The sequence below is a fragment of the Shimia sp. genome (assembly GCF_049116215.1).
GTDB lineage: Bacteria > Pseudomonadota > Alphaproteobacteria > Rhodobacterales > Rhodobacteraceae > Shimia.
This window is the reverse complement of record NZ_JAGDZB010000004.1, coordinates 130,051-151,208: the sequence shown is the minus strand read 5'-3', so window position 1 is coordinate 151,208 and position 21,158 is coordinate 130,051. Positions and strand designations below refer to the sequence as shown.

General features: G+C 57.1%; 20 protein-coding genes and 1 tRNA gene. 5 read left to right on the top strand and 16 right to left on the bottom strand.

Features of this window, described 5'->3' with window-relative positions:
• The first annotated feature begins 22 nt into the window (after nt 1-22).
• Entirely contained in the window at nt 23-487 is a 465-nt protein-coding gene (locus tag JXR15_RS14135) for an Lrp/AsnC family transcriptional regulator (RefSeq protein ID WP_422053858.1), read from the top strand.
• 293 nt (nt 488-780) lie between these two features.
• Here the strand turns inward: JXR15_RS14135 and JXR15_RS14130 are convergent, their stop codons facing one another.
• From JXR15_RS14130 to glpD, 4 genes are all read right to left on the bottom strand, one after another.
• Nucleotides 781-921, bottom strand: coding sequence for a hypothetical protein (locus JXR15_RS14130; protein WP_422053857.1), 141 nt, complete (start codon nt 919-921; stop codon nt 781-783).
• A 459-nt stretch (nt 922-1,380) separates the two neighbouring features.
• Entirely contained in the window at nt 1,381-1,950 is a 570-nt protein-coding gene (locus tag JXR15_RS14125) for a hypothetical protein (RefSeq protein WP_422053856.1), read from the bottom strand.
• A gap of 131 nt (nt 1,951-2,081) precedes the next feature.
• Entirely contained in the window at nt 2,082-4,298 is a 2,217-nt protein-coding gene (locus tag JXR15_RS14120) for an NADP-dependent isocitrate dehydrogenase (RefSeq protein ID WP_422053855.1), read from the bottom strand.
• A 180-nt stretch (nt 4,299-4,478) separates the two neighbouring features.
• A complete protein-coding gene (gene glpD / locus JXR15_RS14115; protein WP_422053854.1) occupies nt 4,479-6,080 on the bottom strand; it encodes a glycerol-3-phosphate dehydrogenase in 1,602 nt (533 codons plus the stop codon).
• Nucleotides 6,081-6,206: 126 nt separating this feature from the next.
• Between glpD and JXR15_RS14110 the strand changes: the two genes are divergently transcribed.
• Together JXR15_RS14110 and JXR15_RS14105 are read left to right on the top strand one after the other, a co-directional pair.
• A complete protein-coding gene (locus JXR15_RS14110) occupies nt 6,207-6,962 on the top strand; it encodes a DeoR/GlpR family DNA-binding transcription regulator (protein WP_422053853.1) in 756 nt (251 codons plus the stop codon).
• A gap of 108 nt (nt 6,963-7,070) precedes the next feature.
• Nucleotides 7,071-7,147 (top strand) — tRNA-Arg (locus tag JXR15_RS14105).
• A gap of 21 nt (nt 7,148-7,168) precedes the next feature.
• Here JXR15_RS14105 and JXR15_RS14100 read toward each other — a convergent pair.
• The 9 genes from JXR15_RS14100 to JXR15_RS14060 all read right to left on the bottom strand — a co-directional run bounded on the left by JXR15_RS14100 (nt 7,169) and on the right by JXR15_RS14060 (nt 15,035).
• Nucleotides 7,169-7,786 carry an exonuclease gene (locus tag JXR15_RS14100; RefSeq protein ID WP_422053852.1) on the bottom strand — a complete coding sequence of 206 codons (618 nt, stop codon included), beginning with the start codon at nt 7,784-7,786 and terminating at the stop codon, nt 7,169-7,171.
• Between the two features lie 40 nt (nt 7,787-7,826).
• Entirely contained in the window at nt 7,827-9,086 is a 1,260-nt protein-coding gene (gene nagA, locus JXR15_RS14095; protein ID WP_422053851.1) for an N-acetylglucosamine-6-phosphate deacetylase, read from the bottom strand.
• Entirely contained in the window at nt 9,079-9,867 is a 789-nt protein-coding gene (gene nagB, locus JXR15_RS14090) for a glucosamine-6-phosphate deaminase (RefSeq protein ID WP_422053850.1), read from the bottom strand. The genes nagA and nagB overlap by 8 nt, the downstream gene beginning before the upstream one ends.
• The gene (locus tag JXR15_RS14085; protein ID WP_422053849.1) at nt 9,864-10,772 is read right to left on the bottom strand and encodes an ROK family protein; all 909 of its coding nucleotides are present in this window, start codon (nt 10,770-10,772) and stop codon (nt 9,864-9,866) included. Before JXR15_RS14085 ends, nagB begins: the two co-directional genes overlap by 4 nt.
• The gene (locus tag JXR15_RS14080) at nt 10,756-11,457 is read right to left on the bottom strand and encodes an N-acetylmannosamine-6-phosphate 2-epimerase (RefSeq protein WP_422053848.1); all 702 of its coding nucleotides are present in this window, start codon (nt 11,455-11,457) and stop codon (nt 10,756-10,758) included. The genes JXR15_RS14085 and JXR15_RS14080 overlap by 17 nt, the downstream gene beginning before the upstream one ends.
• Before the next feature lie 2 nt (nt 11,458-11,459).
• A complete protein-coding gene (locus tag JXR15_RS14075; protein WP_422053847.1) occupies nt 11,460-12,734 on the bottom strand; it encodes a TRAP transporter large permease in 1,275 nt (424 codons plus the stop codon).
• Between the two features lie 2 nt (nt 12,735-12,736).
• Nucleotides 12,737-13,213, bottom strand: a complete 477-nt coding sequence (locus tag JXR15_RS14070) for a TRAP transporter small permease (RefSeq protein ID WP_422053846.1) — start codon at nt 13,211-13,213, stop codon at nt 12,737-12,739.
• Between the two features lie 66 nt (nt 13,214-13,279).
• Nucleotides 13,280-14,239, bottom strand: coding sequence for a sialic acid TRAP transporter substrate-binding protein SiaP (locus tag JXR15_RS14065; RefSeq protein ID WP_422053845.1), 960 nt, complete (start codon nt 14,237-14,239; stop codon nt 13,280-13,282).
• A gap of 46 nt (nt 14,240-14,285) precedes the next feature.
• Nucleotides 14,286-15,035 carry a FadR/GntR family transcriptional regulator gene (locus JXR15_RS14060; RefSeq protein WP_422053844.1) on the bottom strand — a complete coding sequence of 250 codons (750 nt, stop codon included), beginning with the start codon at nt 15,033-15,035 and terminating at the stop codon, nt 14,286-14,288.
• A gap of 222 nt (nt 15,036-15,257) precedes the next feature.
• Here JXR15_RS14060 and JXR15_RS14055 point away from each other — a divergent pair, with 222 nt between their 5' ends.
• Nucleotides 15,258-16,154, top strand: coding sequence for a dihydrodipicolinate synthase family protein (locus tag JXR15_RS14055; protein ID WP_422053843.1), 897 nt, complete (start codon nt 15,258-15,260; stop codon nt 16,152-16,154).
• Nucleotides 16,155-17,031: 877 nt separating this feature from the next.
• Here JXR15_RS14055 and JXR15_RS14050 read toward each other — a convergent pair.
• Together JXR15_RS14050 and uraH are read right to left on the bottom strand one after the other, a co-directional pair.
• Nucleotides 17,032-18,267 carry a urate hydroxylase PuuD gene (locus JXR15_RS14050; RefSeq protein ID WP_422053842.1) on the bottom strand — a complete coding sequence of 412 codons (1,236 nt, stop codon included), beginning with the start codon at nt 18,265-18,267 and terminating at the stop codon, nt 17,032-17,034.
• Between the two features lie 191 nt (nt 18,268-18,458).
• Nucleotides 18,459-18,812, bottom strand: a complete 354-nt coding sequence (uraH, locus tag JXR15_RS14045; protein ID WP_422053841.1) for a hydroxyisourate hydrolase — start codon at nt 18,810-18,812, stop codon at nt 18,459-18,461.
• 181 nt (nt 18,813-18,993) lie between these two features.
• Here uraH and JXR15_RS14040 point away from each other — a divergent pair, with 181 nt between their 5' ends.
• Complete coding sequence (locus JXR15_RS14040) at nt 18,994-19,752, top strand: sulfite exporter TauE/SafE family protein (protein WP_422053840.1); 759 nt, start codon at nt 18,994-18,996, stop codon at nt 19,750-19,752.
• A 35-nt stretch (nt 19,753-19,787) separates the two neighbouring features.
• On the opposite strand, the gene guaD is transcribed toward JXR15_RS14040, so the two are convergent.
• A complete protein-coding gene (guaD, locus tag JXR15_RS14035; protein ID WP_422053839.1) occupies nt 19,788-21,146 on the bottom strand; it encodes a guanine deaminase in 1,359 nt (452 codons plus the stop codon).
• Nucleotides 21,147-21,158 lie beyond the last annotated feature (12 nt).

Sequence of the window (21,158 nt, the reverse complement as noted above, 5' to 3'; positions counted from 1 at the left end):
GTTTCCCAACAGGAGCCCCAATATGGCCGCCAATTTGGATGACATCGACCGTCGCCTGCTCACCGCCATTCAGAAGAACAACCGGCTGACAGCGGATGAGTTGGGCGAGGTCGCAGGCATCTCGCGCTCTGCCGTGCAGCGGCGGCTGAAGCGGTTTCGTGATGAGGGGATTGTGGAGGCGGATATCTCTGTGGTCTCCGCCAAAGCTGTGGGGCGCCCCATGACCTTTGTGGTGGAGGTCGAAATGGAGCGCGAGCGCACGGATCTACTTGATGAGTTCCGTCGCTCGATGCTCAAGCTCGATGATGTGCAGCAGTGCTACTACGTCACCGGTCAGGCCGACTTTATTCTGGTGGTGACCGCGCCGGACATGACCGCCTACGAGGAGTTCAGCCGCCACGTGTTCAATGACAACCCAAACATTCGCCGGTTTCACAGCAATGTGGTGATTGATCGGGTGAAGGCCGGTTTACAGGTGCCGGTGTAGGGCCAACGTACCGTTTGAGGCGTCACGGTGCGGTGGCCAAAGTATTTGGAAATGACTTGAGCACCAACAAGGCGCCGCCTGCTGCAATGGTTAAAAACACAAGGGCGACCTTCAGATCGCCCCACCATGAGTGTCGTTGTATGTAGTTTTTCATCCTTTTCATGTCTGTCCTCGCGTTGTGGTTACAGACAAGAGATGGCGGCAGATTCAGAGATAGTATTTTGCGAAGAGGACAGAGTTTTGGGGAGCTGTGCCAAAGGCAAAGTTTCGTTGATTTGCGGACACGAGGCGCTTCAGGGCGGGCTGTCAACATTATTTGGCACCGAATAGATCACCAAAGAGGCCACGCCATAAGCGATGCCGAGGAACATCGCCGCCAGCAAAATGTTGCGACATAAGTCGTGTTTCTCACAGAATTTTTGAAAGCGCCCCATGATCGTTCCTAGTGCCAAGGTCCTGTTTGACGTCAAACCTTCCCCAAAGGCGCAAAACTCACAAACCAGACAAGTTACGAGAGCAACGTGCCGGTTTTACGTGGGATGCGACATGGGAATGGGAGGGAGGTGATCCCCAGAACCGGAGGTTGTGGGGGTGCGAGAGGAGGTCGCGTGAAAAGCAGTTAGGCGCAATACGTATGGTTTTGGATCAGAGCCGCTGGGCTGTGTGAGTCTGCGACGGCTTTAGGCGCAACCCCAATTGATGGTTTCAAGCTTGGTCAGCATTGGACAGGCGAAATTACGCGCTTTGCGCACAGTTTTGACACGCTGGGTATGGATGGTGAGCCTTGCTATGGGCGTGGAGTATCTATTGCTAATGATAGAGCGTTTCTCAAAGATGTAGGAAAGAGATGGGACGCCAGTTCCCGAACCGTGTCACGACACCATTTTCGGGATTTAGTGAGAACGAGTACTACTGAACAAGGTTTGACTTTCCGCCAACAGCTCAACGTATGTCTGTCGCCATGTCTCCGGGTCAAAGCCATCTACGCTGCCCTTTACAAATTTGTACAAACCAGCAGTGAGGCATTGATACATATGATCTGGTGCCTCGCTATCTTCCCTATGAACAACCAAAAGAACCCAGCGATTTTGCGGTTCAAGGACAAAACTTTGAACATAGCAGTGCTCCGAATTGGTTGGCAGTTTCTTGATGACAGCTGCTACCTCTTCGTCAAATTCAGTCAAAGCGTCACTTTTTATACGCTCTTGCACGATGAAATCTTCCCCTGAAGCAAACACAAAGTTTGGCTTTGCCTGAATCCAAGGTTCATCTGAAACAACCGTGTCGCGCATTTGGCCAACTGTGCGAAAAAGCGACAGCAGTTCGCCCGCTTTCTTTGTGGTGTGAGGATCATCCGAAACCACCGCTGCCATGAGAACTCTTACCGGGGAAAGGTCAGAAGCAAACCCTTTTACGGGATGCAGTGCCAAGACAACTGCGGCAACAACAAAACCTAACCTCAACATATCACTCCTCGAATGGCGCTGACTGTACAGTCGTAACCGTACCGTTCACCCTGTGAAATGGCGATCCCAATAAACGAAAAAACCGCCCCTTTCAGGGCGGCTTCCTTGTTTCAAGCTGTCACTCAGCCTTAGCCGATGATCGCGTTCAGGGTGGCGCTTGGGCGCATGACTTTGGCTTTCAACTCGACCGATGGGCGGAAGTAGCCGCCGATGTCGGCTGCTGGACCTTGGGCCGCTGCCAGCTCGGCCAGGATGGCTTCTTCGCCGTCCGCGAGCGCTTTGGCAACGCCTGCGAATTCGGCTGCGAGGTCGGCGTCGTCAGACTGTGCCGCCAGCGCGTCGGCCCAGTAGCGGGCGAACCAGTAGTGGCTGTCGCGGTTGTCAGGCTGACCGACTTTGCGCGATGGGCTGCGGTTGTCGTCCAGAATGCCTTGGGTCGCTGCTTCGGCAGCCACACCCAGAACACCGGCTTTGGCGTTGCCTTTGACGTCCGCGAGGAAGTTCAGGCTTTCCCCAAGGGCACAGAACTCACCCATTGAGTCCCAGCGCAGGTGGTTTTCTTCGACCAGCTGCTGCACGTGCTTTGGTGCGGAGCCACCGGCACCGGTTTCAAACAGGCCGCCACCTTTCATCAGCTTCACGATGGAGAGCATTTTGGCAGAGGTGCCGAGCTCGAGGATCGGGAAGAGATCGGTCAGGTAGTCGCGCAGCACGTTGCCGGTGATGGCGATGCTGTCGTTGCCAGCGGTGATGGTTTTCAGAGACTGAGCAGTCGCCTCACGAGGCGCCATGATCTGGAACAGGTCGGTTTTACCAGCCGCTTCCAACGCAGGCGTCACGTATTTGATCAGCTCGGCATCGTGGGCGCGGTTTGCATCCAGCCAGAAGATCGCCTCGGAACCGGTCAGACGCTGACGATCCAGCGCCAGCTCAATCCAGTTCTCGATTGGGGCTTTCTTCACGGTGCAGGAGCGCCAGATGTCGCCTGCCTCCACGTCGTGGGAGTGCAGCACGTCGCCGTTTTCCAGAACGATGCGGATGGAACCCGCCGCTGGGGCTTCAAACGTGGTTGGGTGGGAACCGTACTCTTCAGCCTTCTGCGCCATCAGACCCACGTTGGCCACGGAGCCTGCGGTGGTCACGTCAAGCGCGCCGTTGGCTTTGAAGAAGTTGACAGTTTCGTCATACACAGTGGCGTAGCAACGATCCGGGATCACACAGTTGGTGTCACCTTTGTTGCCCGCCTCGTCCCAGCCTTTGCCGCCTGCGCGGATCACAGCTGGCATGGAGGCGTCGATGATCACATCGGACGGCACGTGCAGGTTGGTGATGCCTTTGTCGCTGTCGACCATGTACATGGACGGACGGTCCAGCGCGGCGATCTCACCTTTGATGGCGTCGGCGTTGTCGAGCGTGTCGATCGCGGCCAGAACCGCACCCAGACCGGAGTTCGGGGAGCCGCCAGCAGCCGCGATGGCGTCGCCATGTGCGTCCCAAACCGGACCCAGCCATGCTTTCACCGCGTGGCCAAAGATGATCGGGTCGGAGACCTTCATCATGGTGGCTTTCATGTGCAGGGAGAACATGGTGCCGTCGGCTTTGGTGTCTTCAATCGCATCTGCGAGGAAGCTGCCCAGCGCTTTGGCGGACATGAAAGTGGCGTCTGCGATGGTACCTGCGGCCAGCGGGTAGCTGTCCTTGAGCACGGTCACGGAACCGTCTTTGCCAACAAATTCGATCTTCGCATCACCGGCTTGCGCCTCAGAGATGGTGGCGGATTTTTCGTTTGCGTAGAAGTCGTTGCCCGGCATGGAGCTGACTTTGGTTTTGCTGGAGCCTTCCCATGTGCCCATGGAGTGTGGGTTGTTTTGGGCAAAGTTCTTCACAGCACGGGCGGCGCGGCGGTCAGAGTTGCCTTCTCGCAGCACTGGGTTCACAGCGGAGCCTTTGATGCCGTCAAAACGCGCGCGGATCGCCTTCTCTTCGTCCGTCTGTGGGTCTTCTGGGTAAGACGGGATGTTGTAGCCCTGCCCCTGCAGCTCTTCGATGGCCGCAACCAGCTGTGGCACGGAGGCGGAGATGTTTGGCAGCTTGATGACGTTGGCGTCAGGGGTCTTTACCAATTCGCCCAGCGCGGCCAATTCATCGGACTGACGCTGATCAGCAGTCAGGTTTTCCGGGAAGGTGGCGATGATGCGACCGGCAAGGGAAATGTCTGGGGTGCCCACGGTGATACCAGCGGCGGACACAAACTTGCGAATGATCGGCAGGAAGGAGGCGGAGGCCAGCTCAGGCGCTTCGTCTACAATGGTATACAATATGTCGGGCGATTTTTTATCAGCCATGTTTCTCACTACCTTTTTTGCGTCAGGGGTGTTCTGTGACTTGCGGGATCAGGTCGGGATGACCTGACAAAATCCGAATGGTTCTCCTCCGCCCTCGCGCAGACTCAAAAGCCCGCACAACAGCAGCGTGCGGGCTTCGTATAGGCCGATGGGGCGCAAAGATCAATTCTCGGTTAGGCCTCAGGCGGAGGCTTTTTGCCGCGCCGCAGCCATATAGCTGTCGATGGCGGCAATTTGTTGCGCGTTGAGGCACAAACCGAGCTTTGACCGGCGCCAAACCACGTCGGCGGCGGCGCGGGCGTATTCCTTCGCCATGAGCCAGTCGACCTCGGCGGCGGTGAGCGTGGCGCCAAAGCCTGCGCCCAAATCAGCAGCGGATTTTGCGGTCCCGAGCATCTCTGGCGCTTCGGTGCCGTAGGCACGGATCAGGCGCTTGGCCCAAGCATCGGTCAAGAAGGGGTAGTCGCGTTGCAGCTCGGCAATCTTGTCACCCACCTGATGCACTTCAAAATCACCGCCGGGCATCGCTACGCCCGCAGTCCAGGGGGCTGTGGCCTCCGGGAAGAATGGCGTGAGCTTTTCCATCGCCGCTTCGGCCAGCTTGCGATAAGTGGTTATTTTACCGCCAAAAATGTTGAGCACCGGCGCGCCGCTGTCATCCAGTTTTAACACATAGTCGCGGGTCGCGGCCTGTGCCGAGGACGCACCATCGTCATAGAGTGGGCGTACACCAGAGTAGCGCCAGACGATATCTTCCATGGTCACCGGTTTTTTGAAGTAGTTAGACGCGAAGTCGCAGAGGTATTGCGCCTCTTCATCAGTGCAGGTTGGGGCCACATCGGCGTGGGTGTGTTCCTGATCAGTGGTACCGATGAGAGTGAAGTCTTCCTGATAAGGAATAGCAAAAATGATGCGCCCATCGGTACCTTGGAAGAAATAGCAGCGGTCGTGGTCAAACAGGCGTTTGGTGACGATGTGGCTGCCGCGTACAAGGCGGACACCGGCGGAGGAATTTTGTTGAATCACGCCACGAATGACGTCCGCCACCCATGGGCCACCGGCATTCACCAATGCTTTTGCGCGGGTGGTATGGCGCGCGCCGGTGTCGACGTCTTCCATCTCGATGTGCCAGAGGTTGTCGCCGCGTTGCGCGGAGATCACCTTGGTGCGGGTGCGAATGGTGGCGCCACGTGCCTCTGCATCCCGCGCGTTCAGCACCACAAGACGGCTGTCTTCAACCCAGCAGTCAGAGTATTCAAAGGCTTTAACAAACTTGTCCTGAAGCGGCGCGCCTGCTTCATCGATTGTCAGATCCACGGAGCGGGTTCCAGGTAGGATTTTCCGCCCGCCGAGGTTGTCATACATGAAGAGCCCCATGCGGATCAGCCAGCTTGGGCGGCGACCTTTCATCCACGGCATGACCACGCTCAAAAGTTTGGAGGTCGGCGTGTCATTTTCAAAACGCATGTCCTTGTGCATCGGCAGCACAAAGCGCATCGGCCAACTGATGTGCGGCATGGCGCGCAGCAGGGTTTCACGCTCGATCAGCGCCTCGCGCACCAAACGCACTTCGAAATACTCGAGGTACCGCAGACCACCGTGGAACAGCTTGGTCGAGGCCGAGGATGTGGCGGAAGCCAAATCGCTCATTTCTGCCAGCTCAACAGAGAGCCCCCGCCCTGCAGCGTCGCGGGCAATGCCACAGCCGTTGATGCCGCCGCCAATGACAAAAAGATCCACCGGATTTTCGGATTGCGCTTCCATAAGAACACCCTCGAACATTATCGCACCCTTACGAACCCAAAACGCACATTTCGTCAAGGAAATTCCGCGTGATGTGGACAATTTTCATTGAAAATACCCCACCCGCCTGCCACTGAGGGAAAGCACAAACGAAAAGTAACGAACATGCTGAGCAATTTTCGCGAGAGAGAAATCCTCGAAATCGCCCGCGGCGAGGGCAAAGTCACCGTTGAAGGGTTGGCGGCGCATTTTGATGTGACAGTGCAAACCATTCGCCGCGACCTCAATGAAATGGCCAATGCAGGGCGGCTGGAGCGTGTCCATGGTGGCGCGGTTTTGCCCTCCGGTGTGCGCAATATTGCTTATGAGGAACGCGGGCGCGTGAACGCGGATGCCAAGGCGGCGATGGCAACGCGGTGCGCAGCGGACATCCCCAATGGCTCCGCCCTATTTATCAACATCGGCACCAGCACAGAGGCCCTGGCAAGCGCATTGCTGGGCCACGATGGCCTGCTCGTGGTGACCAACAACCTCAATGTGGCGCGGATATTGTCCGGCAACGCGCGCTGCAATGTGCTTTTGACCGGCGGGCGCCCACGTGAAGAGGATGGCGGACTGGTTGGCCCGGTGGCCGCGCGCATGGTGGCGGACTTTGCCTTTGACTATGCCATCCTCGGCTGTTCAGCGGTGTCTGACACTGGCGTGGCTTATGATTTTGACATCGACGAGATTGCGGTGTCGCACGCCGCATTGGCCGGCGCCCGCGAAACCTGGCTATTGGCGGACCACTCCAAATTCCAGCGCAACGCGCCGGCGCGGATTTTGGACTTTGCCGACGTGGCCAGACTCTACACCGATGCCATCCCCGACACCTTGGCCGAAGTTTGTGCGGCGAAAGAGACTGTGGTTCTGTCTGGATAAGCCAACCGGTTGCGATGGATATTCGTTTTTCCCACCCGCGCCGTTGACAAGCTGGCGCGGCTATAAGAAAGGTGACGGCGCAGGGAGACCTGCTGGCCATTTGGCGATGGCCCCTTAGCTCAACTGGATAGAGCAGCTGACTTCTAATCAGCAGGTTGAGGGTTCGAGTCCTTCAGGGGTCGCCAAGGCAGTGTCACGCCGCTTGCCTATGCACCGTTGAAAAGATCTGCGCGGTTAATTTTTGCGCTGTCCAGTTGGTGCAGCACGGCCGCACTCAGGGAAAACGCGTCATCAAGTGCATCGTGGTCCCGAAGCAAGCCAGTCTCAACCCCAAAAAATGTGCTGAGATTGGCACTGTTGGTGTTGGCGATATCATGCACTGACATCGACGCCTTTTGAAAAACCGATTTCAGGTTGCCAAATCGGCTGGCCGGAATGCTTGGCTGAACCCCTTGCACAAAGCAGCTCACGCCCAAGGCAAAAAGCTCATCTTTTCCCCAGCTCCACAGGCGGCTTCCGCGCGAAAACCTGTCCAAAGCTTCAAGCGCCGCTTCTATTCCAACACCCTCTGCCCGCAGTCTTTCGTTGGTGATGCCAGTCAAAGCAACAAAATAGGGGTCAAGCGCGCATTGCGCACCAAACCTGTCATTGGGCAAGACAAGGACATTGAGACTGTCCTCAACCCTGGCTGGCGCGTCCAAATCGATCAGAACGGCGCCGATCTGAACCAGCAGGGGGTCTGGATCGTCTGCGGCGGACCAAAGCCGGTGCATTGCGCCCTCACAGGACAAATACTCTGTGTCAAAAATCACCAGTTTTGACATGTGAGCCTTCCACCTTTGGCCGATCTGAAAACCATCTGGGTCACCCCCTTTCTGTGGCGTGATGTGAGGCTGTCTGACAACCGAACACTGATGACAGGTCAACGCTCTGACCGCGCGCGAAACCCTTGGGTGCGGACTGGTCAAACAGCTGACACCTGCCGTCGCGCAATATGCCCAGACCGTCCATCCCTGAAGAGAGCAGAGACATGGAGGCGCTCATGCCGGGTCTGATCTGGCCATAGTTGTGCTGTAGGCCCACGGCCTGCGCCGGGTTGGCACTCGCAAATATCGCGGCATCGCCAAGGCTGGCATCGGTGTGTTGAACAAGAGTTTGCACCGCGTTTGCCATCGTCAGGTGGGCGCCTCCAAGGGTGCCGTCATCCCCAGCCAATCGCCCCTGTTTCAGGCGAATGCGCCTGCCATACAGCGTCATTTCCTGAGAGGTACCATTCATGGTTTGCATGGCATCTGTCACCAGACAGAGGTGATCAGGCAAGGCCTGCACGGCCAGGTTCAAATTGTGCGGATGCACGTGATGACCATCCGCCACGATGCCCGCGTAAAACGCACCACCACCCAAAACCGCACCAACGGCGCCAGGCTCTCTCGGGGTGATCTGGCTCATGGCGTTGAAGAGATGTGTGACCCCGGTGACACCGGATTGCGCCGCCTGTGTCATGTCATCACATGTTGCTTCGGTATGCCCTGCAAAAAGTGTCACACCATTTTCTTTGAGTTGTTTCAGCAAGTGCGGCGCCTGCTCTTCCGGTGCCAGCGTGACAAGAAGCGGCATTTTCGCGGCAGCCTCACACAGCAGGTCGACATCACTTTGGCACAACGGCCGAATGAAGTCCTTTTGATGGATGCCAGGCCTTTGGCGGGAGATAAACGGCCCCTCCAGGTGAAGCCCCGCAATTCCGGGAACCCCCATTTCAATCGCCTCGGCCACAACCTCAATTGCTTGGCGATAGTCACTGTTCGGTGCGGTTGTAAACGTGGGAAAGATGTGAGTGGCCCCACCAAGGGCGGAGGCGGCGACCATGGTTTTGAGACCGGAAATTGTCAGGTCAAAATTGAATTGCACATCCCCTGCACCATTGATCTGCAAATCGAGAAAACCCGGCATAACAATGGGCACACGGAGCGCATTTGAGGGGACGTCGTTTTTCGGCACGTCAGCATGAACTGTGGCAATCCGGCCTTCCGCCATTCCAATCAGTGCGTGGGGCTGGCCGCGCCGGGACACGCCATCATACAACATATCTGCATAAACAAAGGCGCAGGCTTGCTGGTTAGCCATCGGACACGGCACTTTCTTGTCCGTCCGGATGCACCAGCTGGTAGTAACTGCGCAGCTCGAGATCGCGCGCAGCGTCCTCATCCAGCATCACCGTCACTTTCTGGTGCATCTGCAAAGCACTTGCCGGACAGCTTGCCGCGAGCGGGCCTTCGATCATTGCCTGTACCGCCGGCGCCTTGGAACTGCCGGTGGCAACCAACAGGCATTCTTCAGAGGCCATAATTGTTCCAATGCCAACGGTGAGCGCGTATCGCGGCACCTGCTCCATCGTGTCAAAGAAGCGGCGATTGGCATCGCGTGTGCTTTGGGTCAGCGTTTTGAGCCGTGTTTTTGACGCCAAGCTTGAGGTCGGTTCATTAAAGCCAATGTGCCCGTTCACCCCGATGCCAAGCAGCTGAAGATCTATCCCGCCAGCCCCGGATATGCGCGCTTCATACTGCGCTGCGGCCAGATCGGGGTTCTCTCCCTCCGACGGTGGGATATGAGTTGCGTCCAGATCCACATTGATGTGGTTAAAAAGATGGTGGTTCATATAGGTGCGATAAGACGCAGGGCTGTCGATCGGAATGCCCCAATATTCATCCAGGTTGAAGGTTGTTACCTGCGCCCAACTGGCGGCGTGTCGGTGGGTCTGCTTGACCAGCTCGGCATAAACATCCTCCATCGTGCCGCCTGTCGCCAAGCCAAGCACCGATTGGGGGGTGCGCTGTACTGACATCAACAACCGCCGCGCGGCCTGCGCTTTGACTTCTTCAGCTGTCTTATAAATCAACACCTTCATGACAGGCTCCCTTCGCCGACCGCTGCGGACAGCGCACCGTACATCGCGCTGTGTTTGCCCAACCCTGCCGGTACGATTTGTGGTTGAAATTGCTCCGGCTCCCGAGACAGGTGACGCCGCACGCCGCTGAGGAAATCATCCGCCAGTCCAACGCCTCCGCCAAGAACAACCCGTTCCACGCCTAAAACGGCGGCTAGATTGGCACAGAGTTCCGCGATGGCGGCGCAGGCATTGTCCATCAGGGTTTGCGCCCACAGCTCCCCTGCTGCGGCTGCGGCAAAAACTTGATGGCATGCAAAACCGGGATAGCCCTGCTCAGCTGCCATGACCTCTATGGCACGGCCGGAGGCAATGCTCTCGTAGGTTCCAACACGCCCACATCCGCAGTTGCGATCTCCGGTTCTGCTCAGCATCGCCCCCACATGCCCCAACATCCCGTTTGGCGACTGTAGGGGCTGGCCGTTCAACATAAAGCCCGCCGAAATCCCAGTTGATACAGTCAGATACGCCAATGAGGCTACGCCCTGCCCGGCACCAAAACGATACTCGCCAATGGCGGCAGCCTGGGTGTCATTGAGCGCGACAACACCGGGCCCCATCGCGTTGGACAAACAGTCCACCAGAGGCAGCTTGTTGAGATCTTTCAATATCGTGTGGTTGACGGAGGACCATAAGCCGTGCTCATCCAGTTTGCCGGCAACCGCCACGCCAATTGGTGCGCCAGCCGTGTACCCAATGTCACGGGAAATATGCGCCAGGTCGCGCACCAGAGCATCCGGCCCATCTGCGCTCCTTGTCTTGCGCTCAAGCACGTCTTGAACTTTGCCTGCAACAATCGACACCGCCGCCAGCTTGGTGCCGCCCAAGTCCACCGCATATCCATTCAAATCAGCCAACGCGCACATCACCATTGTCTCCATCCCGCTTTGGCAGAGCTTCATGAAATTTGGCGGTGTTCACCTCCAGACGTGTGAGAACCGTGCCGACAGTTACACAATCCGCCCCGGCCTCGAGTGCCTTCCGCGCCCATTGCGGCGTGTCATAGCGCCCTTCCGCCATCACAAAGTGGTTCAAAGCACGTAATTCCGACACGAACTTCAGGTCTGGAGACGTGTTGTCGCCTGCGGTCTCAACCGTGTACCCCGACAAGGTGGACCCGAGGATTTGCGCGCCATCGGCGGCAGCGGCTTTGGCATCCGCCATTGTGGCGCAATCGGCCATCGCAAGGCATCCCCGCGCCAATATCTCCCGCACGAGCTCCGCACAGGCTGTGGGGCGCACGCGGTCTGTTGCGTCATAGGCAATCACATCGGCACCTGCCTGCGCCAAATCCACAACGTCTTGCACCCAGGGTGTGATACGCACCGGACTGTCATCCAGGTCGCGTTTCACAATGCCAATGATCGGCTGTGTGACACCGGTCCGCACAGCCGCCACATTGTCCGCACCCTCGACGCGCACACCAACAGCCCCGCCAGCAATGGCCGCTTGGGCCATGGCCAAGATGATATCAGGGCGATCCATTGGGCCGTCATCGACAGGCTGGCAGGACACCACCAAACCGTTTTGCAGTTGTTTCAGTATCGTCATGCCTACCTCATCAGACTTGGCAGTCCGGTGGCCAGAATTGGGAAGGTACACACCAGGATCAGGACAATCAGCGGCGGCAACAGCCATGGCAGAATGGCTTTCGCCAGGCGCTGGTAGGGAATCTCCCCCACCTGGGCGACCACAAACAGAGCCATCCCCATGGGCGGCGTCAGGATTGAGATCATCAGATTAAGAACCACGATGATGCCAAAGTGCACCGGATCGACGCCAAAACCCAAAGCCACGGGCACCAGAATGGGCACCACCACAAGCAGGATCACCAGAGACTCGATGAAGGCACCCAGCACAAAGATCATGAGGTTCACCGCGATCAGAAACGTCAGCTTGCTATCGGCGATTGCCAGAAACAGGCTGGCCAGTTGCTGCGGCGCCTGTTCGCGCGCCAGAACCCACCCCAACAATCCAACACCGGCGATGATCGTGGCAATGGCCGACGAGGTCACCGTGGTGTCGTAAATCGCATCCCACAGCCGGCGGAAGGTGAGTTCGCGGTAAAACAGCAGGTCGATTAGGATGGCGTACAGCACGGTGATCGCCGCGGCTTCGGTTGGCGAAAAATACCCGGAGAAAATGCCGCCGACGATGACAACAGGTGTCAGCAAGGCAGGGAGCGACTTTACAAACATGCCTGCGATCTCGCCGGCGGGCTTCACGGGATCCGTCGGGTATTCCCGTTTGCGGGCAATGAAATAGACCATGCACATCAAGGCCCCGGCACACATGACACCCGGCACAATGCCACCCAAAAACAGTTGCCCGATGGATGTGTTGGAAATCACCCCGTACAGAACCATCGTGATGGAGGGCGGCACAAGCGGGCCAATCATTGACGACGCTGCGGTGACGGAGCCTGAGAACTCATCGTCATAACCAGCTTCCCGCATAGCTTCGATTTCCATTTTGCCAAGGCCTCCAGCGTCAGCAATAGCGGACCCCGACATGCCGGAGAAAAACAGAGAGGCCAGAACATTCACATGGCCCAGACCACCTGTAACGTGTCCAACCAAGGCGCGGGCAAAGCCAAACAAATGATGTGTGATCCCGGCGGAGTTCAAAATGGCCGCAGCCAGAATGAACAGCGGCACTGCCAACATCGGAAAGCTGTTAAGCCCGTCCACCATGCGTTGGGCGGCAAAGGTCAGCCCAAGGCCGGAATAATAGAAGTAGCCCATCGACACAAAAATCATGCCGATGCCAATGGGGACATTCAGCAGGACCAGCAGGAGCCAGCCCACAACAACACATAACAGCACCATGTTCAGGCCCCCTCTTGTTCGACTGATTTAAATGACGTGATGTTTTGGAGCAGGCGCCAAAAAATGCGGTGTACGATCAACACCAGCGCCACAAAGGCAGAGGCGTAAAGAACCGCATCCGTTGTCGGCAGCGTCACCGTTTCATTGTTCCATGTGCGCAGGATCGTTTTGTAGGCGATCCAGACAAGGTGACTGGCCAAGGCGATGTAGACAATGTCCACAAGGATCGCCCAGGTTTTCTGAACAAGAACCGGCAATAGGTCCATCAGGAAACCCATGCGCAAATGCGCGTCGTCCCGCTCAACCGTGCCAATGCCAATCAAGGCCATCCAGACCCAAAGCCACCGTGCAAGCTCCTCAGTCCAAATTGGCCCAACCACCAAATTGGTCCGGCCAACAATCTGCAACACCATGATAAAAAACAGAACGACAAACAAAACGGAGGCCATCGAGGCTTCAAAACCGTATTTTCTTTTCATTCTTTTCGCCCCATGAGTAGAGAATTGGAGGAGGCGTCGCAGCCTCCCCCAACAGCTTTTAGTGGCTTACTCGCCGCGCACTTTTGCGATTGCGCCCGCGCCAAACTCACCTTCCAACTCATCGTAATACGGCTTCATCGCCGCACGGAATGGGGTTGTGTCAGGCTCGGTGATGGTCAAGCCACGCTCTTTGAACGTGTCCACCAGCTTGGCTTCGGCTTCAAACGTCAGGCTGTCGGACACTTCGCCACCTTTGGCAACGGCGGCCTGAACCCAACCTTTTTCTTCATCGGAAAGATTGCTCCAGGTGGAGGTGCCCATCTGAATGGCGCCTGACGCAATGAAGTGGTTGGTCATCGCGATGTGGCTCTGCACCTCATAGAACTTCATCGCCTCAATAGTTGGCAGCGGGTTTTCTTCCGCGTCAACCTGATTGGTTTGCAGCGCAAGATAGACTTCTGCAAAGGCAACCGGAGCTGGTGTGGCGCCAGTGTTTTCCGCATAGGCGATCAGGAATGGCACGTTTGGCGTGCGCAAGCGCAGGCCAGCCATGTCATCCAACGAGTTGATCGCGCGGTTGGACGTGGTTTGACGTGTGCCGTAGTACCAAACGTCCAGCAGATGGATGTTGGCGTCATTCATCTTTGTCGCCATGTCCTGCCCCCAAGGGCCAGCCACAATTTCCTGCAGGTGATCAAAGCTGTCGACCACATAGGGCGCGCCAACCAGTTTCAACTCCGGAATGATGTAAGACATGTCCGGATAACCGGTCATCACCATGTCGAGCTCGCCGGCTTGCACCTGGGCCACCATGGCTTTGAAATCGCCCAGCGAAGAGGATGGAAAAAGATTGACTGTCATCTCGCCACCGGAGACTTTTTCAAGCTCGTCTTTGAATGCAAGCGCACCCTGATACACATTGGACACTTCATTGTCCTGCATACCAAATGTCAGTGTTTTTTCGGCAAAAGCCGCACCTGACATCAATAGAGAGACAACGGTCCCGGTGATTAGTTTGTTCAGCATCTCATATCCTCCTTGCTGTTTGTTCACGGCTTAACGCCGCTGTGTTTTAGGTTTCCTCGATTGATTGGGCCTCACTCTGCAGCGATTTTGGCGCTGCCAGACGCGACCGATAAGATCGCTCAAGGTGGCCGTCCATTTGCTTGGTGGCCGTGACGACATCCCCGTTGAGCACCGCCTCATAGATCGCGCGGTGCTCTTCATAGACCAGCGCATCCATATGGCGGGGGCTTGGGGAATTGGGGCGATGCGCCAACATCGTGCTGACAAACATGTCGTGCAGCTTCAAAATGATCGGATTGCCCACCACGGCGACAATCGAACGGTGAAACGCAATATCTGTGGCCGGAAAGGCATCTGTGCCCACCGATTCCAGGTTCTTTTCCAGGGCGGCCTGCATCTTGGCCACCTGGATATTGGACGCGTTTTCGGCGGCGACCCGCACGGCGCCAGCTTCGATAAACTGTCGCATTTGCTCCAGATGCGCTGCGCTTTCGGCATTTCCGAGGATTTCGCGAATGTGGTCGCCAGCCAGCGTAAACACATCCTCAAGAGAAGGGGTTGTGACCCGGGGACGTTTTCCCGTGCCAGTCGAAAGAAACCCGCGCATGTGCAGATTGGACAACGCTTCCCGCACGGTGGGGCGAGAGGTTGAAAACTGGTCACATAATTCACGTTCAGTTGGCACTGCATCCCCAACCGACAGTGTTCCATCTTTGATCTGCGCAATGATCGACTCGGCGATCCGGTCTGCGGTCCGCTTGGGGGTGTCGTTTCGCATTTCCAAATCTGGCGACATTCCAATTCTCCTGAGCTTGGTGGGTCATTTGGCGAAAGACCTAACAAAAGGATCTCCAAACCACCACCTGAGCTATCAACTTGCCACGTTTGGTATTTCCAAAAATGCTTTTTGTCAAACCATACTTTACCAAAAGTTTGATTTGGGATACCAAAAGGCCAATATGGAGTCAGCGGGGATGACACACCTCCCCAATGAACGCGAAGCAATCGTGAGGAAATTATGGGTAAATCACTTGAGGGCATGTATGCCGCACTGTTGACGGGCTTTTCTGACAGCGGCGCCTTTGATGCAGGCAGACAGACGGCAATCACAGATTATGTTCTGCGGCAGGGCCTGCAGGGAATTTACATTGGAGGCAGCAGCGGCGAGTCGGGATTGATGTCCACGGACGAGCTGCTTGCGCAACAGGCCGTCATTGCGGGACTTCCGAACGCCCGAAACGCACAGGTGATTGCACACGTCGGGCAACCCAACACCCGTGATTCCATCGCTTTGGCAAAATCCGCTGAGCAGTTTGGGTTTGATGCCCTGTCGGCGCTGCCACCGCACTCCTACCCGTTTTCCGATGAAGAAATCTTTCACTATTACGCAGAGCTTGCCGCCGCGACTTCACTGCCACTGATTGTCTACGAAGTACCGGTCCGCACCGGACGGCCGCTGCCGCTTGCGCTGCTGCAACGTCTGCTGGATTTGCCCAACGTCGCGGGGATCAAATTCACCTCCACCGATCTCTTTAAACTGTCGATGTTGCGCCGAAGCCGGCCGGACAAGACCTACTTCTTTGGGTTTGACGAAATCTTCGCTGGCGCCGCGGCTTTGGGCTGTGATGGCGGCATTGGCACAACATACAATGTGTTCGGCAAGCTCTATGTCGAGCTCTACAAAAGCGTACGGTCATCCGATTTGCGCCAAGCGCAGGAACTTCAGGACATCTCCCAGCGCTTCGTGGAAGTTCTTTTGGAAACAGGCGTGATACCCGGGGTCAAGGCTGCACTGAGATCCATTGGAGTCGACGCAGGTTTTGCGCGCGGGCCGCTCATCGAACTGGACACAAAGACGGAAGAACGCATCGGTGCCTTTTTGCGATCGGCGCCAGTTCAGAGCTGGTTGTCCTAAGACGGAAGCCTCACTCACCAAAAAAGGGCGGCACTTTGGATGCCGCCTACCCCCTCCTGCAAGGCGCGATTTTCGCACTCACCCAATCAAACAGTGCTTTGTGGCTGAGCAGCGCCCGCCGCCGCCTCATCGACCCTAGAGGTTCTCGCGAAAACGTCATCCACGCTTACCGAGCAAATACAGCCAACCCCGCAGCGTTGTGATACGCTGAATTACCGTTGCAAGCGGGAGCGCGCGCGCCCGACGTCTGGAGGGCACAGGGAACAAAAAAGGACCGAACAGCAGAGACAACACTCAATGAACACCAATACCTTCTCGGTCGCGACGCTCGAGCCGGAGCTGAAGCAGCTGTATTTTTTGCGGCGATCCGCCGCTACGACCGCGCCGCTGCCACAACTCAAAAACATTGGGCTGCTTTTCCTACAAGCCCCATCCAGTATCCTGTCAATATATGAGATTTTGCGGTCCCACACCGGGGAGCCTGTCGACTTCAAAGGGCTCTATGTGCGCAGCAAACTCAACAAAACGCTGAGCAAAACCTTCACGGGAACCTGGCTGTCCGATCACATAGGCAAAGGCCCAGGCTCCAAGATGTGGGGCGCGTTTTTTGCGGACGGCAACACAGCCCTTCCCGCTGAACATCACCCTGCCTTACACAGGTCCGCTCAAGAACTATCACAGCACGTCCGAGCTTTACTTACCTGTTTGCGGAGACCGACACACGGTGGATTTTGTATTGGTGGGCGTGGTTCTAAAGCGCGCCGACTATGGACAAGTGGTTGATTTCCCAGGACACCGGCAAAACGGGACGCAGTCCTGATTGCTAGAAAAAAGGGCGCCTGTGGCGCCCATCTTTTGCAACGGCTTGAACCCTGTGTCAGCCGCCTTGGCGCACTTCCTTGATCCAGGCCACGATCAAATTGCGGCTTTCCTGATCCATCTCAATGGCATTGGGCGGCGGCATGGCATGGGTACGGCCGGCCTGCAGATAGATCTGCTCAGCATGGCGCGCTACATCTGCTTCGGTTTCCAACACCACACCTTTGGGCGCCCAGTGCAGGCCCTCCCAGGAAGGCTCACGCGCGTGGCACATAGAGCAGTTGCCGGTGACCGCATAGTAGGCGTCTTCAAACCCGTCGGCAGAGGCAAACTTTTGCTCGTAGGCGGTCAATTCGCGGGCCTCGGACTCCTCGTAGGTCTCGCCGCTCTGCGCGGTGGAGAGCCAGGCGATGGCCACCATCAGCAGCGCGGTGATCAGCCAGGTCCAGAGCGGGCCTTTGCCGGTGCGGTGCATGGTGTTGAAGTAATGACGGATGGTGACACCGGTCAGGAAGATCAGGCTGGCGATGATCCAGGCATACTCGGTGGCGAAGGCCAACGGGTAGTGGTTGGACAGCATCAGGAACACCACCGGCAAGGTCAGGTAGTTGTTGTGGGTGGAACGCACCTTGGCGATCTTGCCGTACTTGGCATCCGGCGTGCGGCCGTTTTTCAGATCGTCCACAACGATGCGCTGGTTTGGCATGATCTGGAAGAACACGTTGGCGGTCATGATGGTGGCGGTGAAGGCCCCAAGATGCAGCAGCGCAGCCCGGCCGGTGAAGATCTGGTTGTAGCCCCAGGACATCACCACAAGGATCACAAACAACAGCAGCATCAGCAGGGTTGGCTGCTCGCTGAGCTTGGATTTGCACATGAAATCGTAAGCCAGCCAGCCAATGGTCAGGGAACCGCCAGAGATCAGGATGCCCTGGAACAGGGTGAGATCTGCTTTGGTTGGGTCCAGCAGGAAGAGTTCGCCGCCCACCCAGTAGACAATCATCAGAAGCGCCGCGCCGGAGAGCCATGTGGTGTAACTCTGCCATTTATGCCAAGTCAGGTGCTCCGGCATTTCGGACGGGGCCACGAGGTATTTCACGGTGTGGTAAAAGCCGCCGCCGTGCACTTCCCACTCTTCGCCATAGGCGCCTTCGGGCAGGTGTTTGGCTGGCTTCAGCATCAGGTCCAATGCGATAAAATAGAACGACGCGCCAATCCATGCCATGGCGGTGATGACGTGTAGCCAGCGCACCGAGAACGCAATCCAGTCCCACAAAATAGCCATATCGTACATGGCGGTCTCCCCTAGATTCGAATTTTAACCAGTCTACGCGACAGGGTCTTTTTTCGAAATTCCCTCTAAATGCCAAGCAGTATCAAATTTTTCAGAACAATAGAAACCCGCCACGTTGGCACAAGTCGCATAGAAAAAAGGCGCGCCCGGAACCGGAGCGCGCCTCTTCGAATGTGTTTTGTTTTAACGCCTTAGCTACCACGGTAGGTGGAGTAGCCAAACGGGGAGAGCAGCAGTGGCACGTGGTAGTGCGAGGCTTCGGACATGCCAAAGCGGATCGGCACGATGTTCAAGAAACGCGGCTCTTCCGGCGGGGTGCCGCAGGCGTCAAGGTAAGCCCCGGCGTGGAAGATCAGCTCATATTCACCAGTGGCAAATTCGGCAGCGGGCAGGATTTGCTCGTCTGTGCGGCCATCATCATTGGTGACCAAAGATTTGAGTTTGGTGCGGGTCTCGCCTTCGATCCGGTAGAGATCAATTTTCAGGCCCTCAGCAGGGCAGCCACGGGCGGTGTCCAGAACATGGGTGGTCAGATAGCCGGTCATGGTTGTGTCTCCTGATTGTTTGTATTGGTTTTAGTCCGGTTGGGGCGTTCGAGGCAAAGCCTGTCTGAGGCGATGCACTTTCCACTTTTTCTTGAAAAACAAGTGCGATTATCTGGCATATCCAGCAATGCGCGCTACGGTGGGCCAACAGCCAGACCAAATTTGATAAAGAAAGACCCCGATGACGATTTTGGAACTCTGTGTGCTGGCTTTGGCCGGATTTGGCGCGGGCGTAGTGAACACCATTGCGGGGGGCGGGACGTTTTTGACATTCCCTGTGCTGGTCTGGGCCGGGGTGCCGCCGGTGGCGGCCAATGCCACCAGCGCGGTATCGGTGTTCCCCGGCTATCTGGGCGGGGCCATAGGCTTTTTGTCAGAACTCAAAACCTTGTCGCGCGCTCAGATGATCCGACTCACCGTCATCACTTTGGCAGGCGGATTGGCGGGATCGCTGTTGCTGCTGGTGTCCTCCAACGAGGTGTTTTCCTACGTGGTGCCGTTTCTGTTGATGTTTGCCACAACCGCGTTTTTGCTCGGGGCCAAACTGCAGGTCTGGGCGCAGGAAAAGGCAAAATGGTTTAAGCCGGAAGGGGCCGTGGGGCTGTTTCTGGTCAGCGTTTATGGCGGGTATTTCAACGGCGGATTGGGGATTGTGCTGTTGGCGCTGTTTGCCATGTGGGGCTGGCGCGACATTCACCTGATGAACGGGGTGAAAAACGGGCTGTCCTTTGCGCTGTCCGCCATTTCGGTGGTGACCTTTGCCGTGGCGGGGCTGGTGGTTTGGCCGATGGCGGTGCTGATGATGGTGTTTGCGGTGTTGGGGGGCTACAGCGGGGCCTTTGTCGCCAAGGCCATTCCGGCTTCCGTGGTGCGCTGGATTGTAGTCGTGATCGGCTACGGCATGAGCGCAGTGTTTCTGGCGCGGCTGTTTGTCAGCTGACCCAAGTGAGGCCAGCTGACAAGTTTTTTCGGAAATCAGGCGGATTTGAGCACCGGCGCTGGTGCCGCGGTGTTCGCCACCGTCGCCGCGCCGTTTTTCTGTGCCACGCCAGCGACATAAGTCTCTGACACAGCCCGGTCATCGCCCAGGGTTTGCAGGATGAACAGCTCTTCGGAGAGGCTTTCCGCCCGCTGCATCCGCAGGTCCATGGCGTGGGTCGCGTGGGAATCCAGCACCACAACATCCGCATCCGAGCCTGCCGCCAGCGTGCCAATCTTGTCCGACAGACCCAGCACCTCGGCGTTGCCACGGGTGATCCAATCAAAGGCGCGCAGCGGGTGCAGTTTTTGCTTCTGGAGTTGCAAGACTTTGTAGCCCTCATTCAGGGTTTGCAGCATCGAGTAGCTGGTCCCTGCCCCGATGTCGGTGGCGATGGCGTTCTGAATGCCACGGGCGCGCAGCCCGCCGTCGTCAAACAAGCCGCTGCCGAGGAACAGGTTGGAGGTTGGGCAGAACACCGGTTTCGCCTGAGTTTCCGCGAGCACATCAATCTCGCGTGGGGTCAGGTGGATGGAGTGGCCCAGCAGGGTTTTCGGTGTCAGCAATCCGTAGCCCTCATACACGCCGAGGTAATCCGGCGCGTCTGGGTAGAGCTCTTTGGTGAAGGCAATCTCGTCGTGGTTCTCGCTCAGGTGGGTCTGCACAAAACACTCGGGGTGCTCCGCCACCAAAGCCTGCGCCATCTGCATCTGCTCCGGCGTTGAGGTGATGGCAAAACGTGGGGTAATCGCGTAGTGCGCGCGGCCTTTGCCATGCCACTTGGCAATCATCTTCTTGCTGTCGTCGTAGCTCGACTGCGGCGTGTCGCGCAGCGCATCAGGCGCGTTGCGGTCCATCATCACCTTGCCGCCAATCATGCACATATTGCGCTTCTCGGCCTCGGCAAAATAAGCCTCCACCGACGCGGTGTGCACAGAACAGTAGGACACAGCCGTGGTGGTGCCGTGACTGGTCAGCAGGTCATAGAAATGTCCCGCCATGGCCGTGCTGTGCTTGGGGTCTTCAAAGCGGATTTCTTCGGGGAAGGTATAATTGTTGAGCCAATCCAGAAGCTGCTCTCCCCAGGAAGCAATCACCTGCACCTGTGGGAAATGCACATGGGTGTCGATGAAACCGGGCAGCAGCAGGTTTGGCCGGTGGTCTTTGACCGTCGCCTGCGGCGCCTGGGCCGCAAGGTCCTGATAAACGCCGGTGGCTTTGATCTTGCCCCCTTCGATCAGGATCGCGCCGTCCTTGATGTAGGTATAGGCGTCGGTGTCCATCTCATCAGTTGGGGCGGCGTGGAAATCCAGAATACGGCCCCGCAGGAGCGTTTGGGTCTCTGTGTGTGACATGGTCGGTCCAAT